General features: G+C 62.1%; 14 protein-coding genes. 6 read left to right on the forward strand and 8 right to left on the reverse strand.

Going from position 1 to position 14,868, the window contains the following annotated elements; genetic code table 11:
- Positions 1 to 150 precede the first annotated feature (150 nt).
- A complete protein-coding gene (locus HX792_RS04445; RefSeq protein WP_176994952.1) occupies positions 151 to 1,098 on the reverse strand; it encodes a LysR substrate-binding domain-containing protein in 948 nt (315 codons plus the stop codon).
- Positions 1,099 to 1,235: 137 nt separating this feature from the next.
- On the opposite strand from HX792_RS04445, the gene HX792_RS04450 reads away from it, so the two are divergent.
- From HX792_RS04450 to HX792_RS04460, 3 genes are all read left to right on the forward strand, one after another.
- The gene (locus HX792_RS04450; RefSeq protein ID WP_176994953.1) at positions 1,236 to 2,612 is read left to right on the forward strand and encodes an L-serine ammonia-lyase; all 1,377 of its coding nucleotides are present in this window, start codon (positions 1,236 to 1,238) and stop codon (positions 2,610 to 2,612) included.
- Positions 2,613 to 2,672: 60 nt separating this feature from the next.
- The gene (locus tag HX792_RS04455) at positions 2,673 to 3,974 is read left to right on the forward strand and encodes a serine/threonine transporter (protein ID WP_176994954.1); all 1,302 of its coding nucleotides are present in this window, start codon (positions 2,673 to 2,675) and stop codon (positions 3,972 to 3,974) included.
- 287 nt (positions 3,975 to 4,261) lie between these two features.
- Positions 4,262 to 4,576: a DUF3509 domain-containing protein gene (locus HX792_RS04460; RefSeq protein WP_176994955.1), complete on the forward strand. Its 315-nt coding sequence runs from the start codon at positions 4,262 to 4,264 to the stop codon at positions 4,574 to 4,576.
- Here the strand turns inward: HX792_RS04460 and HX792_RS04465 are convergent.
- Positions 4,573 to 5,061 carry a phosphate-starvation-inducible protein PsiE gene (locus tag HX792_RS04465; protein ID WP_176994956.1) on the reverse strand — a complete coding sequence of 163 codons (489 nt, stop codon included), beginning with the start codon at positions 5,059 to 5,061 and terminating at the stop codon, positions 4,573 to 4,575. The two genes, HX792_RS04460 and HX792_RS04465, sit on opposite strands and share 4 nt — an antisense overlap.
- 248 nt (positions 5,062 to 5,309) lie before the next feature.
- Between HX792_RS04465 and HX792_RS04470 the strand changes: the two genes are divergently transcribed.
- Complete coding sequence (locus HX792_RS04470) at positions 5,310 to 5,570, forward strand: YebG family protein (RefSeq protein WP_012722374.1); 261 nt, start codon at positions 5,310 to 5,312, stop codon at positions 5,568 to 5,570.
- A gap of 55 nt (positions 5,571 to 5,625) precedes the next feature.
- Here the strand turns inward: HX792_RS04470 and HX792_RS04475 are convergent, their stop codons facing one another.
- Positions 5,626 to 6,645 (reverse strand): Glu/Leu/Phe/Val dehydrogenase, encoded by a 1,020-nt coding sequence (locus tag HX792_RS04475; RefSeq protein WP_176994957.1) that lies wholly within the window; start codon positions 6,643 to 6,645, stop codon positions 5,626 to 5,628.
- Positions 6,646 to 6,833: 188 nt separating this feature from the next.
- Between HX792_RS04475 and HX792_RS04480 the strand changes: the two genes are divergently transcribed.
- Positions 6,834 to 7,637 carry a SirB1 family protein gene (locus tag HX792_RS04480; protein ID WP_176994958.1) on the forward strand — a complete coding sequence of 268 codons (804 nt, stop codon included), beginning with the start codon at positions 6,834 to 6,836 and terminating at the stop codon, positions 7,635 to 7,637.
- A gap of 115 nt (positions 7,638 to 7,752) precedes the next feature.
- Here HX792_RS04480 and HX792_RS04485 read toward each other — a convergent pair whose 3' ends face one another.
- The 4 genes from HX792_RS04485 to hmgA form a co-directional block, all read right to left on the reverse strand.
- Positions 7,753 to 9,123: an aromatic acid/H+ symport family MFS transporter gene (locus HX792_RS04485; RefSeq protein WP_176994959.1), complete on the reverse strand. Its 1,371-nt coding sequence runs from the start codon at positions 9,121 to 9,123 to the stop codon at positions 7,753 to 7,755.
- 117 nt (positions 9,124 to 9,240) lie between these two features.
- Positions 9,241 to 9,876 (reverse strand): maleylacetoacetate isomerase, encoded by a 636-nt coding sequence (gene maiA, locus HX792_RS04490; protein WP_176994960.1) that lies wholly within the window; start codon positions 9,874 to 9,876, stop codon positions 9,241 to 9,243.
- Between the two features lie 12 nt (positions 9,877 to 9,888).
- Positions 9,889 to 11,175 carry a fumarylacetoacetase gene (fahA, locus tag HX792_RS04495; protein WP_176994961.1) on the reverse strand — a complete coding sequence of 429 codons (1,287 nt, stop codon included), beginning with the start codon at positions 11,173 to 11,175 and terminating at the stop codon, positions 9,889 to 9,891.
- Positions 11,176 to 11,178: 3 nt separating this feature from the next.
- Complete coding sequence (gene hmgA, locus HX792_RS04500) at positions 11,179 to 12,462, reverse strand: homogentisate 1,2-dioxygenase (protein WP_176994962.1); 1,284 nt, start codon at positions 12,460 to 12,462, stop codon at positions 11,179 to 11,181.
- Positions 12,463 to 12,582: 120 nt separating this feature from the next.
- On the opposite strand from hmgA, the gene HX792_RS04505 reads away from it, so the two are divergent.
- The gene (locus HX792_RS04505; RefSeq protein ID WP_176994963.1) at positions 12,583 to 13,362 is read left to right on the forward strand and encodes an IclR family transcriptional regulator; all 780 of its coding nucleotides are present in this window, start codon (positions 12,583 to 12,585) and stop codon (positions 13,360 to 13,362) included.
- Between the two features lies 1 nt (position 13,363).
- On the opposite strand, the gene dacB is transcribed toward HX792_RS04505, so the two are convergent.
- The gene (gene dacB / locus HX792_RS04510; protein ID WP_176994964.1) at positions 13,364 to 14,821 is read right to left on the reverse strand and encodes a D-alanyl-D-alanine carboxypeptidase/D-alanyl-D-alanine-endopeptidase; all 1,458 of its coding nucleotides are present in this window, start codon (positions 14,819 to 14,821) and stop codon (positions 13,364 to 13,366) included.
- Between the last annotated feature and the right edge of the window lie 47 nt (positions 14,822 to 14,868).

The following is a 14,868-nucleotide window of genomic DNA, read 5'->3' on the forward strand; positions in this document are numbered from 1 at the left end:
CCATGACCTCTTGATTACACAATTGAGCAGTCAGAGAACTAATTCAACCCCTTTGCAAAGATAAATCCCACATTACAAATTAAGTCTGACGACGAGCAAAAACGCTGTTAGGGTGGGGAGTTGGTTACATCTTCTTACGCCTGAACAACCTCACAATTGCCCCTCACCCAAGGGGTGCAATCCGCGAAAAATCCCCGCTTCTTCCACCAGCCAATCATGCACCGCCCGTACGCCCGGGTGGCTTAGTGCGCCTGGCGCATACAGCAGTACATAACGTTTGTGATTGGGCACCGCCAATCCGAAGGGCACGATCAAGGTGCCACGCTCCAGCTCATCATTGAGCAAGGTACGCCGCGCAATGGCTACGCCCATGCCGGCGATGGCAGCCTCGATCGTCAGGTGGTTGCGGTTGAAGGTATGCCCGCGTCGAACATCGGCTTCGTGATAGCCGATGGCATTCAGGTAAAACTCCCACTCCGCGTACTCATAACTCCCACGCCACGCGGTGATGTCGTGCAACAACGGGAAATGCACCAGATCAGCCGGGCCGTGCAACGGCGGACGTCCACGCAACAGGCTCGGGGCGCACACCGGAAAAATCTGCTCGTCCAACAGGGCTGTGGATAACAGGCCGGGGTAGCTGCCGTCGTTCAAGTCAATCGCCAAATCGAAGTCACCTTCGTGCAGGGCGATGCTGCTGTCTTCCGCGACCATGCGCAGTTGGATGTCCGGGAAACGCTGCTGAAGCCGTGGCAGACGCGGGGTCAGCCATTTACCGAGAAACGACGGAATCGAGCGCAAGCGCAAGGTGCCGCTGATCATCCCCGCGTCCAGCCGCTGCAACTCCGCATCGATGCTGCCGTAGGCCTCCCCCACCGTCGTCGCGAGCCGCTGCCCCTCGGCGCTCAGCTCCACACCACGCGCCCGCCGATGAAACAGACGAAACCCCAGGCGCTCCTCCAACTGGCGAATTTGTTGGCTCACCGCCCCCGGCGTGATGTGCAGTTCTTCGGCGCAACGGGTGAACGACAAATGCCGCGCTGCGCAGGAAAACACGTGCAACCAGACGTAGGTCTGACCATGTAGGGGGCGAGTCATAGAGTTTAGTCCTGCTAAAGGGTGTCTTAGGATAATTCGTTGGTCAGTGCCGATCCAGAGGCTCAGTATCGCGCCAATTCCGCTCGTCCTACAAAACATGGCAGCGATTCCTACTCCATTGCTTGTAAGGCTTTAGCATGGCTATCAGTGTTTTCGATCTATTCAAGGTGGGCATCGGCCCGTCCAGCTCCCATACCGTCGGCCCCATGCGGGCGGCCGCGACCTTTGCCCAAGCCCTGAAAGACCAACACTTGCTGAGCGACACGCGGCGTGTCGAAGTACGCCTGTACGGCTCGTTGTCGGCCACCGGTGTCGGCCACGCTACCGACCGCGCCTGCGTGATGGGGCTGATGGGCGAATGGCCAGACACGGTTGACCCAACCTCCATCAACGCGCGCATCCAGCAATTGCGCGAGTCCGGCCGCCTGCTACTCGCTGGCACCCAGGACATTGCCTTCAACTGGCAACACGACCTCCTGCTGCTCGACGAAAGCCTGCCCTACCACCCCAACGCCATGTCCCTGCACGCCTATGGCGACAACGGCGTGTTGAGCGAACAAACCTACTACTCGGTGGGCGGTGGTTTCATCATCGAAGCTGCCGAGGCAGAGTCGGGTGTTGCGCCGACCAGCGAAGTGGAATTGCCCTACGACTTCTCCAGCGCCGTTGAACTGCTGGCCTTGTGCAACACGCACGGCCTGCGGGTTTCCGAGCTGATGATGGCCAACGAACGTGCCTGGCGCAGCGACGAGGAAATCCGCAGCGGCCTGCTGCATATCTGGTCGGTGATGCGCGAATGCGTGGAACAGGGTCTGCGCGATGAAGGCATCTTGCCGGGCGGCCTGGACGTGCCCCGTCGTGCCGCGAAATTGCACCGCAACCTGTTGGAAATCGGCAAGCCGAATGTCATCACGTCGACCTTGTCGGCGATGGAGTGGGTCAACCTGTTTGCCCTGGCCGTCAACGAAGAAAACGCGGCGGGTGGGCGTATGGTCACGGCACCGACCAACGGCGCGGCGGGCATCATCCCCGCCGTCCTGCACTACTACATGAAGTTCAACCCCGAAGCCTGCGACGACGACGTGGTCAATTTCTTCCTGGCCGCTGCCGCCGTCGGCATTCTCTGCAAGAAAAACGCCTCGATCTCCGGCGCCGAAGTCGGCTGCCAGGGCGAAGTCGGTTCGGCTTGCGCCATGGCCGCTGCTGGCCTGGCCGATGTGCTCGGTGCGACGCCCGAGCAACTGGAAAACGCCGCCGAAATCGGCCTGGAACACAACCTCGGCCTGACCTGCGATCCGGTCGGTGGCCTGGTGCAAGTGCCGTGCATCGAGCGCAATGCCATCGCCGCCGTCAAGGCGATCAACGCGACGCAAATGGCCCTGCGCGGTGATGGCAAACACTTCATTTCCCTCGACCGGGTGATCCGCACCATGCGCGATACCGGCGCCGACATGCATGACAAATACAAAGAAACTTCACGGGGCGGCCTGGCCGTGAACTGGGTGGAATGCTGAGGAGCATTTCCTGACCGTCCCAACGTGAGCCCGCGCAAAAATAATAACGAGGCAATAACGATGACCGATGTACGTACACCTGCTGGCGCTACACCTTCAAAAGCAAGTCCCGCTCTAGAAAACACCGTGACCACCGGCTGGACCAAACACGACACCACCTGGATGCTCGGCCTGTATGGCACCGCCATCGGCGCGGGCACCTTGTTCCTGCCGATCAATGCCGGCGTCGGTGGCTTCTGGCCGCTAATCGTACTGGCACTGCTGGCCTTCCCGATGACCTTCTTCGCCCACCGTGGGCTGACGCGCTTTGTGTTGTCGGGCAAATCCGGCGACATCACCGAAGTGGTGGAGGAACACTTCGGCGTGGGCGCAGGCAAGTTGATCACCCTGCTGTATTTCTTCGCGATTTTCCCGATCCTGCTGGTGTACAGCGTCGCGCTGACCAACACCCTCGGCAGCTTCATGGAACACCAACTGCACATGGCTCCGCCGCCACGGGCGATCCTGTCGCTGGTGCTGATCCTCGGCCTGATGGCGATTGTGCGTTGCGGCCAGGGCGTGATCGTCAAGGCCATGAGCGTGCTGGTGTACCCGTTCGTCGCCGCCCTGCTGTTGTTGGCATTCAGCCTGATCCCCAACTGGAACGGCGCGTTCTTCGCCTCTGCCGGTGATGGCATGCCGATGCCGCTGTTCCTCAAGACCCTGTGGCTGGCGATCCCGGTGATGGTGTTTTCCTTCAACCATTCGCCGATCATCTCGGCCTTCGCCGTCGACCAGAAACGCGTGTACGGCGCGCAGGCCGAGCGCAAGAGCAGCGGCATCCTGGCCACGGCCCACGGCATGATGGTGTTGACCGTGATGTTCTTCTGCTTCAGCTGCGTGCTGGCGCTGTCGCCCGCCGACCTGGCAGCGGCCAAGGCCCAGAACATTTCGATCCTGTCGTACTTGGCCAACCACTTCCAGACCCCAGTGATCGCCTACGCCGCACCGCTGATCGCGCTGGTGGCCATTACCAAATCCTTCCTCGGCCACTACATCGGCGCCAGCGAAGGCTTCCAGGGCTTGATCGTCAAATCCCTGCGCAGCCGTAACCGTTCGCTGTCGGCCAAATGGCTGGAACGCAGCACCGCCCTGTTCATGGTGCTGACCTGCTGGGCTGTGGCGACTTTCAACCCGAGCATCCTGGGCATGATCGAAACCATGGGTGGGCCGATCATCGCGTGCCTGCTGTTCCTGATGCCGATGTACGCGATCCGTCGCGTGCCATCTCTGCGCCAGTACTCGGGCCAGGTGTCGAATGTGTTTGTGGTGGTGATCGGCTTGATTGCGCTGTCTGCGATCGTTTTCTCGGTACTGCCCTGAAATAGCCCATAACGCAGCTCCCCTGTAGGAGCTGGCTTGCCAGCGATAGCGATCGTTCATCGAAACAATTGTTGACTGATTCGCCGCCATCGCGGGCAAGCCCGCTCCCACAAGGGGTATTCATTGCCTGACAGGGTGCTGTACGGCACGGCCTTTGCTGTACAGCTCTTGAGGACAACGGACCTTGTGGAAACCTCAGCGACGGAGTGGCCAGTGGTCAGGAAACGCGAACTAATCCCGACACCGGTCGTCAATGACTGCATGTTCTTATCAGGCGGTAACGCACCATGGACAATCCTTTTCAGATCATCACAGACACCTTCACCCCCAACTACCGTGTCAACCTGAGTATCCAACGGCTGGATGGCAGCATCATGCTCACCCTCTCGAACGAGTCGGGCGTGGTGGCCAAGCGCATGATCAGCGCCGAACAACGCAACGACCCGCAACGGCTCAAACGCCTGGTGCAAAGCATTCAATTCGGCATCGCCATCGAGCAGGGCCACAGTGCCATGGAGATCCTGGCGGTGATGACTGACGGCGATCACCAGCGCTTGCAGCGACCGCCTACGAACACCCTGCCCTTCAGCGTCGGGCTTTAAAGCTCGCCCTTCTCGGTTTCCAGGCTCGCCTCGCCCTTGCGGCGCGGGCCTTCGACCTTCACCGACGGGAACGCCGACGAGGCGTAGCGCACCACCAGGATCGAGAACGCCAACAGCAGAATCCCGCCGCACAGGTAGATGATGCCAATGTCTGGCGGGTTGTGGTGGGACACGTTGGAGATCAGCAGGCGCGTCAGCGCGGTGATCGCCACGTAGATCAGAAAGCGCACCGGCATGTGGTTGGTCTTGAAGTAAATCCCGACCATTGCGCCCAGTTCCAGGTAGATGAACAGCAACAAGATGTCATCGATCTTGATGTGCCCGTTCTCCAGCATCCCCAAAAACTCCATCACCGCCGCCCAGGCCGTCACCGCACCAATGGCGAACAGCGCCAGGTAATGGAACGACTCGACAAACAGATTGCCCAGGGACTCGGCCAGTTCATGCACGTTCTGGCGCAGCTTTTCGGCCCAGTTGATTTTCACGATGATGCTTCCTTAGGTCGACTCGACCGGATAATGCGGGTTGGACGTGACGGTTGTTCTGCATGCAGAAAAAAGGCCAGAGGCCGATATAAGATGGTGGCGGGGTGACATGAGGCACGGCAAACCTGTATTTACGGGCTACATTAAAAAACTGCTACCCAAACCCCACGGTTTGGCTTACCCTTTTCACTGTATATGAATACAGTAGTCGCAAAAGACAACTATCGTGAAGGCATGTGAGGTGGTGAATGGCCGTCGAAGTGGTATACCGCAGCAGCCGAGATCTGGAGCGTTTGTTCATGGATAAAGCCGAAGCTGACCGTCATGACAAGATGCTTGAACTCGCTGAGTTGCTGGCAGAAGTGTTGCAAAAAGCCGTGCCGTCCCTGAGCGAGCAGCAGGTAGAAGAAGCCGGGATCTACATGGCGAAGAACCGCGATGTCTTTGCCAAGGCGTTCAAGAGCCAGCCGGACGCGTTGTCCGAGTTGCTGAACGCACCGGCAGAATAAAGCCCGAATTGAACAGGCCCTGAGTCACTGACTCAGGGCCTTTTTAATGCCTGGCTTATTTGTACAGCAGGCGCTCGGCCAATTCGTCCGCCACCCGTGCGGGGGAGCGCTTTTCGGCTTGGGCGTGGGCAAAGATCTCGGTCAGGCGTGCGCCGATGTTCGAGAGGTGTGCGGTGATATCCGCCAGCTCTGCGCCACCGTGCTTGAGCGCGACGTAGATCAGCCCACCCGAGTTGATCACATAGTCGGGGGCGTAGAGGATGCCGCGCCCTTCCAACTGGTCGGCGATGTCGAGGTTGGTCAACTGCGCACTGGCGGAACCGGCCACGGCGGCACAACGCAACTGGCCGACGCTGTGGCGATTGAACACCGCACCAACGCCGCAGGGCGCGAGGATGTCGCAGGGCGTGCTGAGCAAGGCGTCGTTGGCGATGGGGTGGGCGCCGAGTTGCTCCATGGCCAGTTGCACCTTGCCATGGTCGATGTCGCTGACCAGCAATTCAGCGCCGGCCGCATGCAGCTGTTCGGCCAGGGCGAACCCGACATTGCCCAGGCCCTGGACCGCCACGCGCAAGCCTTCCAGGTTGTCGCTGCCCAGGCGGGCCATGGCGGTGGTGCGGATGCCGGTGAACACGCCCATGGCGGCATGGGGCGATGGGTCGCCGGCGGCGGTGGTGCTGGTGACGAAACGGGTGTGCTGGGCGATGCAGTCCATGTCGGCCACCGAGGTACCGCTGTCGATGGCCGTGATGAAGCGGCCGTCGAGTTTTTCGATGCAGCGGCCGAAGGCTTCGAACAAGGCCGCGCGGCTTTCCACATGCACGGGGCGGATGATCACCGCCGTGCCACCGCCCACCGGCAAACCGGCCAGGGCGGCTTTGTAGCTCATGCCTTGGGCCAGGCGCGCAGCATCGGCCACGGCACTTTGATCGTCGGGGTAAGCAAGGTAGCGACAACCGCCCAACGCTGGGCCCAGGCGGCTGTTGTGGATGGCTATGACCGCCTTCAGCCCGGTGACCGGGTCGACACTCAGGTGCAGCGATTCAAGGCGGGTGCTGTGCATGAGCGCAAACATCAATGAGCTCCCGAATCACTTCTGGTAGAGGCCCAAGTATAGGCTTACGGTAAAAAACTGCCGAAGTGCGCTGGAATAAGCCGCCCGGTTTTGCAGGCCTTGTGACATAAGACCGTGGGATATTTCCCCAATGTGCTGGACGAAAATTCTCAGCAAGGCTAAAACGGGGGCATCTGCCGGAGAACGCAATGAATCCCCGCACAGCCTTTTTTGCCTGTCTGGAACGTTCACCCCCTGCGCTGTTCGAAGCTGCGCTGTGGATTGCGGCCGAGCACGATCCGGCGGTGCAGCCGCAGGTGATCCTGCAAGACTTCACCCTGTTGCAACAACAGGTCAGCGTCGGCTTGCCCATGCTGCCCGCCGACGAACTGGGCCAGCCACTGCTGCGGCGCATGAATGACCTGGGGTTTGCCCAGGACGACTTCACCCCCTTGCGCCCCGCCGCCGCCTTGCTGGACAAGGTGCTGCAGCGCAAACGCGGGCAGCCGCTGGCCATGGGGTTGATCGCGATGGAATTGGCGCGACGCCTGAACATTCCGATGGTCGGGGTGAATTTTCCCGGCCACTTCCTGCTGCGGGTGCCGGGCGCCGACCACTTGCTGGACCCCTGTGGCGGCCGGCGCTTGTACCCCAACGATTGCCGCGAGCTGCTGCACCGCCAGTACGGGCCGAACCTCAAGTTGCAGTCCGAGCACCTGCACACCGCCGAACCCCGTTCGATCCTGCAACGGCTGTCCCGCAACCTGCGCCAGTTGCACCTTTCCAATGATGAGCCGCTGGACGCCCTGATCGACGCCGAACGCGTGCTGGAACTCGGCAACGCCAGCGCCGCCGACTACCTGGCCCGCGCCAGCCTGTACCAGCGCCTGGATTGCCCGAGTGCCGAGCGCTTTGATCTGGAGCATGCGTTGCTGCTCAGCGAAGACCCGATCCAGCGCCTGCGCCTGACCGAACGGCTGGGTCACTTGCCACCCAACGCCGTGGTGCATTAGCACCCGGCCTTGTAGGAACTGGCTTGCCGGCGATGGCGGTGGGACAGTCGGAAAAGCCGTTACTGACAGTCCGCTATCGCCGGCAAGCCGGCTCCTACAAATGAGCGGTGGTGAATCAGTGATTGGTCGGGGATTTGAGAATATCGCTGTGTAGCGGGCTAGTAGGCACAGCCGCCACAGGCGAACGCACCTGGATGATCAACAGCGCCGCAATCACTGCCGGAATAGCGCAGAAGAAGAAAATCTGCTCCACCGGAATGTGCATCGCCAGCAACAAGCTGCCAAACAACGGCCCCAGGATCGAACCAAACCGCCCTACCCCCAGTGCCCAACCCGTGCCCGTTGCGCGAACATGCGCCGGGTAGAAGTTACTGGCGAAGGCATTCAAAGTCAGTTGCCCACCGATGATGCAGAACCCGGCGGCGAACACGCAGGCCACCAGATAACGCGGGTTATCGTGGTTAAGGCCCAGCAAAACCGTGCACACCGCGGCTGCCGCCAAAACACCGGACAGCAGGCGCACCTTGCTTTTCAAGCGGTCGGCGAACCAGGCCATGCCGATGGCGCCCAAGGTGCCGGCAAACAGGAACATCGACGTCACCAGGTTGGCTTCCTTCAACGCCAAGCCGCTTTCCAGCAACAGCGACGGCAGCCAACTGATCATGAAATACAGCAGGATCAGGCTGACAAAAAACGTCGCCCAGATCAGCACGGTCGGGCGCGCATAACCGTGGCGGAACAGCTCCACGACCGTCAGCTTGCTGACTTGTTCTTGCAGGTTATCGGCAGCACTCGCCAGCGGCGGCTGCCAGCCCGGCAACAGGCGCGCCGTGACCTTTTGCAGGCGCGCATAAGGCGGCGCGTCACGCAGCAAACGTGGCAAGGATTCGGGCAACAGCCACACCAGGAAAGGGAACAGCAACAACGGCGTCACGCCACCCGCCAGGAACACCGCCTGCCACCCGTAGCCTTCGATAAACCCGGCCGCCACGAACCCACCCGCCGCGCCACCAAACGAAAAGCCGCACGCTGCCAACGTCACCATCAGGGTGCGCAGGCGCGGCGGGGAATATTCCGACATCAACGCCATGGCGCTGGGCATCGCGCCGCCCATGCCAATGCCGCAGATAAACCGCGCCACCATCAGGGTGGTCAGTGAGTTGGCGAACACCATCAACACCGTGAGGGTGGCGTAGATCATCACGCAGCCCAGCAGGATGCGCCGCACGCCAAACCGGTCGGCCAGGGGCGTCACCAGCAATGAGCCCAAGGTGAGCCCCAACAGGTTGGCGCTGAACACCGGGCCGAACGCAGCTTTTTCCAGGCCCCAATCCTTGGCCAGCGCAGGCACCACATAACCCAGCACCTGGGCATCGTAGCCATCGGTCACCAGCAGCAAGGCCAGCAACAAGAGAATCAACCACTGGTAGCGCGACACCGGACGGGCGTCGAGTGCCGCACGAAAGCTGGCAATCTGAGAGTGCATCGCAAGGTACCTATTATTTTATTTTTATGGCCACGCGCAACCTTGTAGGAGCCGGCTTGCCGGCGATAGCGGTCGACCTGACACACCGCCATCGCCAGCCAACCGGGCCCCACAGGGTCAGGGGGTATCAGGCTGGTTGGCGGGGTGCGCCTGGATAAAGGCCGGATGCTGCGCCGCCAACGCCGCCACGCGACCGATGCGTGGGTACGCCGTCAACGGCACCTTGAAGCGTTCAGCCGCGTACAGCTGGGGAATCAGAAACGCGTCAGCCATCCCCGGCTGTTCCCCGAAGCAAAAGCCTCGGTCGCCAATCAATTGCTCCACCGCGCCCAGCCCCTGGCTGATCCAATGGCCGATCCATTCCAGCAACTGCGCTTCGTCATGCCCCCACTGGCGTAGCAGGTTCTGGGTGCTGGAGTTGTGCAGCGGGTGGATATCACAGCCGATGATCGACGCCACCGCACGCTCATGGGCGCGGGTCGCCAGGTCCTCTGACAGCAGCGGCGCCTGTGGATAACGTTCGTCCAGGTATTCGATGATCGCGGGCGACTGAATCAACAGTTCGCCCTCGTCGGTGCGCAAGGCCGGCACACGGCCTTGGGGGTTAATCGCCAGGTACTCCGGCTGGCGGTTGGCGCCACCCGGTGGCACCAGCAGGTTGACCGGTATCGCGGTGAAATCCAGGCCCTTGAGGGCCAGCGCGATGCGCACCCGGTACGACGAGGTGGAACGGTAGTAGGTGTAGAGTTCCATCGCCCTGCCCTCTTAGCGCGCTGCGATCACGGTGCCCCGGCATTCGCCGAAGCCGATGGAGGCAAACCCTTCGCGGCGGCAACGGGCGCGCAGGATGATTTCGTCGCCGTCCTCAAGGAACTTGCGCACTTCGCCGGACGGCAGCTCGACGGCTTTCTTGCCGCCTTCGGTCATCTCCAACAGGCTGCCGAACTGGCCCGCTTCCGGCCCGGACAAGGTGCCCGAACCAAACAGGTCGCCGGCCTGCAACTGGCAACCGTTGACGCTGTGGTGGGCCACCAACTGCGCGACGGTCCAGTACATATGCAGGCTGTTGCTCAGGGCCAGGCGATGCTCGGGCAGGTTCTGCTCGCGCATGGCGGCGGTGGTCAGCAGCACTTCGAGTTCGATGTCCAGTGCGCCCGCGGCCTGGTCACGCTTGTCCAGCAAGTACGACAGTGGTTGTGGGTCGCCTTCAGGGCGCGCCGGTTGTGCTTTGCGGAACGGTTCCAGGGCTTCGGCGGTGACGACCCATGGGGAAATCGTGGTGATAAAGCTCTTCGACAGGAACGGCCCCAGCGGTTGGTATTCCCAGGCCTGGATGTCCCGCGCCGACCAGTCATTGAGCAGGCAGAAACCGGCGATGTGCTCGGCGGCATCGCCAATGGCAATCGAATCGCCCATGTCGTTGCCCTGGCCGATCCAGATGCCCAGTTCCAACTCGTAGTCCAGGCGTGCACACGGGCCAAAGGTCGGCTCGGCCTGACCGGCCGGCAAGGTCTGGCCTTTGGGACGGCGCACGTCGACACCCGAAGGGCGGATGGTCGAGGCACGGCCGTGGTAGCCAATCGGAACGTATTTGTAGTTGGGCAGCAGGGGGTTGTCGGGACGGAACAGTTTGCCGACGTTCTGCGCGTGTTCGATGCCGACGTAAAAGTCGGTGTAGTCGTTGATGCGCGCCGGAACGTGCATCTGGCAGTCGGCGGCACGGTGAAGCACCTGGGCCTCGCGGGTTTGCAGCTTGCTGCCTTCGGCGAGCAGTTCCAGTAGACGTTCGCGCAAGGCCACGCGCGGGCCACGACCCAGTTCGAAAAACGCATTCAACTGGCCGCTGGCCGTTGCTTCGACGGCACGACGGGCATCACCCTCGAATTCGTCGATGGCTGCCTGCAAGTCGAGGATCGAATCGCCAATCGCCACGCCAGCGCGCGGCGCCGAACCGTTGATGCTGAACACCCCCAGCGGCAGGTTTTGCAGGGGGAAGTCGGTGTGACCGTTGGCGGAGGCCACCCAGCTGCGGGTAAGTGTGGGCTGAGTCATGGGTTATCTCCGGTTCGGGTTGAAGGTGGCGGGCAGCGAAGCCCAGCACGCGTCGTAAGAGTTTTGTAGTTGCAGGCATTCCAGGGCGAACTGTGTAGGGCGCAGCACTTGGCTGGTCTCGAACATGAAGGCCATGGTGTTATCGATCTTGTGCGGCGCCAACTCGACGTTGATGGCCTTGGTGCAGGTCTCGCCGTCCGGGCCGTGGGCGCTCATGCAGCTGTGCAGCGACGCACCGCCCGGCAGGAAACCTTCGGCCTTGGCGTCGTAGGCGCCCTGGATCAGGCCCATGTATTCGTTCATCAGGTTGCGGTGGAACCACGGCGGACGGAAGGTGTTCTCGGCCACCATCCAGCGCGGCGGGAAGATCACGAAGTCGAGGTTGGCCAGGCCGTGCACGCTGGTGGGCGAGGTCAACACGGTGAAGATCGACGGGTCCGGGTGATCGAAACTCACCGTGCCAATCGTGTTGAAGCGGCGCAGGTCGTATTTGTACGGCACGTTATTGCCGTGCCAGGCGACGACGTTGAGCGGCGAATGGTCCAGCTCGCAGGCCCATAGCTCACCGAGGAATTTCTGCACGAGGGTGGTCGGTTGCTTGAGGTCTTCGTAGTGGGCCACCGGCGTCAGGAAGTCGCGTGGGTTGGCCAGGCCGTTGCTGCCGATAGGCCCCAGGTCTGGCAGACGCAGCGGTGCGCCATGGTTCTCGGCGACATAGCCACGCGCCTGGGCGTCCAGCAGTTCGATGCGGAATTTAAGGCCACGCGGCAGCACGACGATTTCCAGCGGCTCCACCTCCAGCACGCCCAGTTCGGTGGCGATACGCAGGCGGCCCTGCTCGGGCACGATCAACAGTTCGCCATCAGCGTTGAAGAACACACGCTCCATGGAGCGGTTGGCGCGGTAGTGATAGATGCTGATGCCAGACGGTTTTTCCGACCCGGCGTTGGCAACCATGCCGACAAGCCCATCGATGAAGTCCGTCGGCTCGCCCGGAATATCCAGTGGGTTCCAACGCAAGCGATTAGGCGTCACCGCGCCGAGCGGGCCACCGGCCAACTGCCGTTCCAACTTGATAAACGCTGGGTGATTGGCCGACGGCTGGATGCGATACAGCCAGGTGCGACGGGCTTCGCTGCGCGCCATGGTGAACGCGGTGCCGGAGAACAGTTCGGTGTACAGCCCGTAGGGCGCTTTTTGCGGGGAGTTCTGGCCGACGGGCAGTGCGCCGGGCAGGGCTTCGCTGGCGAATTCATTGCCGAAGCCCGACAGGTATTCGAGGGTCATGGATCGTCCTCTGAGCGGAAGTTGTTTTTATCGTAATCCAGTTACGCATAACGTAATTTGATCACTATCGACCGTCAAGCTATAAAGACGCCCATTCATCTCTCGGATTCCCGCTGCCCCATGGAAAAGCCCCGCGACACCGGTAAACAGAAAGTCCGCTCGGCCGAAGTGGGCACCGATATCCTCAAGGCCCTGGCCGAACTGTCCCCCGCCACGTCATTGTCACGCCTGGCCGAGCACGTGCAGATGCCCGCCAGCAAGGTGCATCGCTATTTACAGGCGCTGATCGCCTCGGGGTTTGCCGAACAGAACACCGCCACCAACCATTACGGCCTGGGCCGCGAAGCGTTGCGCGTGGGCCTGGCCGCGCTGGGCAGCATGGACGTGCTGAAAGTCGGCGCGATGCCTCTGGCGGAGCTGCGCGATGAATTGAACGAAACCTGCTTTTTGGCGGTGTGGGGCAACCAAGGCGCCACCGTGGTGCAGATCGAACCCGCCGTGCGTGCGGTGACGGTGGTGACGCAGTTGGGCTCGGTACTGCCCCTGCTCAGTTCCTCCACCGGGCTGGTGTTCAGCGCCTACTTGCCGTCACGGGAGACCGTGGAATTGCGCGAGCGCGAAATCCAGGCGGGCACTGCCCACGCCCTGGCGGACGACCAGGCCTACGCCACCGCCTGCGAACAGATCCGCAGCCGTGGCCTGCACTTTGTGCATGGCTTGCTGATGCCTGGGGTGGATGCGCTCTCGGCGCCGGTGTTCAACGCGGTCGGGCAGGTGGCGGCGGTGATGACCGTGGTCGGCCCCACCTCCCTGTTCCATGCCGATGAAGATGGCCCGGCGGCCCAGCACTTGCTGGCGGCGACCCGGGCCGTGAGCTGGCGCATGGGCTACCAGCCCTGAATCAGTTGTCCCAACCGGCGAGGGCTACGGCCACGCGGTTTTCCACGGCCTTGACCTGCGCCCCGGCCACCACGTAGTTGTTGGTGACCATCGAGAACACCAACCGATGCCCGCGCGCATCATTGATGTAGCCACTGAGTGACGACACACCGCCCATGGAACCGGTCTTGGCATGCAAGTTGTTCTCGGCCGGCGTGCCGACCAGGCGATAACGCAAGCTGCCACCCGTCATGCGGTCGGCGTTGCCAGCAATCGGCAGCGCGTTGTACCAGGCGTTGAACCAGGGTTGTTTGCTGGCCGCCAGCAACAGGTCGGTCAGGGTTTGCGAAGAGACCAGATTGCGTCGCGACAAACCGGAACCATCCACTTGATTCAGCGCGGCCGCATCCAGGCCCTGGCGCTTGAGAAACCCGGCCACCGCCAACGCCCCCGCCGCCGCCGTGCCGCTATTGGCGGTCTGGCGCCCCATGGCCTTGAGCAAGGCTTCGGACATGTTGTTGTTCGACAGTTTAAGCAGCGGCGTGATCAGTTCCTGCAACGGTGCCGATTGGTGTTCGGCCAGCACGCTGGCGGTTGCCGGGCTGGTGCCGCCCATCACCCGACGACCCGACACGCGGATGCCCTGCTGGGCCAACGCCTGTTCAAACAGGTTGGCCACCAGTTGCGTCGGTTCCCAGACACTCACCAACTGCTGGCTCTGTTTGCCTGGCGCTACCGCACCACTGAGCTGCAGCAGGTTGGTGCCATGGCGGCGGTTGATCCCGTAGGTATTGCCCGGGCCGCTGACGGCGCGGTTACTCAATTGCAGGTAGTCGGTGGGCGGGAAGATCTCCACCCCCACCGGCTGGCCTGCACGCAACGGAGCCTTGGCAGTCACCAGCACGGTGCCCGCATCAAAATCGCTGTTGGGTGAGACGGTCAGCGCCGAAATCTGCGCGCCGTAGTAGGTGCTTTCATCGTCATGGGACCAGTCGACGCCCAGCCGCTCGGCGTCAAACCAGGTGTCGTCGAACACCAGGTCGCCCTGCACCTCGCGCACGCCCCGGCTGGCGAGTTGCGCGGCCAGTACCTGGTAATCGGCAAACTGCAGGGTGGGATCGCCCAGGCCGCGCAGGTAGAGGTTGCCGGTCAGGCGATCACCTTGCTGCTGGCCGTTGCTCAAGAGCTGAGTGGAGAACCGATACTGCGGCCCCAGCACATCCATCGCCGCCGCCGTGGTCAACAACTTGAGGTTGGAGGCTGGCACCAGCCGTGTGCGCGGGTTGTGCTGGTAGAGCGTGGCGCCGCTACGGGCATCCCGCACCGTGAGGGAAACCGTGGCGCCATGCAGCGCCGGGTCGGCCAGCATTTGGTCCAGGCGCTGCCCGCTCGCGGTGTTCGAAGACGTGGCGCAACCGCCGAGCAACACACCGAAACCCAGCGCCATCGCGCTGGCCTGTATCCATCGTCCCAACCGCATAACCCTGGCATTCCTGAATCTAAGAAAGTGCGCAGCTTGGGTAATTC

It is taken from the genome of Pseudomonas sp. B6002, from assembly GCF_013385985.1.
GTDB lineage: Bacteria > Pseudomonadota > Gammaproteobacteria > Pseudomonadales > Pseudomonadaceae > Aquipseudomonas.

Bases quoted from the DNA above. Each gene is read 5' to 3' on its own strand.
- HX792_RS04445 (WP_176994952.1), bottom strand. From the start codon at position 1,098: ATGACTCGCCCCCTACATGGTCAGACCTACGTCTGGTTGCACGTGTTT.
- HX792_RS04450 (WP_176994953.1), top strand. From the start codon at position 1,236: ATGGCTATCAGTGTTTTCGATCTATTCAAGGTGGGCATCGGCCCGTCC.
- HX792_RS04455 (WP_176994954.1), top strand. From the start codon at position 2,673: ATGACCGATGTACGTACACCTGCTGGCGCTACACCTTCAAAAGCAAGT.
- HX792_RS04460 (WP_176994955.1), top strand. From the start codon at position 4,262: ATGGACAATCCTTTTCAGATCATCACAGACACCTTCACCCCCAACTAC.
- HX792_RS04470 (WP_012722374.1), top strand. From the start codon at position 5,310: ATGGCCGTCGAAGTGGTATACCGCAGCAGCCGAGATCTGGAGCGTTTG.
- HX792_RS04475 (WP_176994957.1), bottom strand. From the start codon at position 6,645: ATGTTTGCGCTCATGCACAGCACCCGCCTTGAATCGCTGCACCTGAGT.
- HX792_RS04480 (WP_176994958.1), top strand. From the start codon at position 6,834: ATGAATCCCCGCACAGCCTTTTTTGCCTGTCTGGAACGTTCACCCCCT.
- HX792_RS04485 (WP_176994959.1), bottom strand. From the start codon at position 9,123: ATGCACTCTCAGATTGCCAGCTTTCGTGCGGCACTCGACGCCCGTCCG.
- maiA (WP_176994960.1), bottom strand. From the start codon at position 9,876: ATGGAACTCTACACCTACTACCGTTCCACCTCGTCGTACCGGGTGCGC.
- fahA (WP_176994961.1), bottom strand. From the start codon at position 11,175: ATGACTCAGCCCACACTTACCCGCAGCTGGGTGGCCTCCGCCAACGGT.
- hmgA (WP_176994962.1), bottom strand. From the start codon at position 12,462: ATGACCCTCGAATACCTGTCGGGCTTCGGCAATGAATTCGCCAGCGAA.
- HX792_RS04505 (WP_176994963.1), top strand. From the start codon at position 12,583: ATGGAAAAGCCCCGCGACACCGGTAAACAGAAAGTCCGCTCGGCCGAA.
- dacB (WP_176994964.1), bottom strand. From the start codon at position 14,821: ATGCGGTTGGGACGATGGATACAGGCCAGCGCGATGGCGCTGGGTTTC.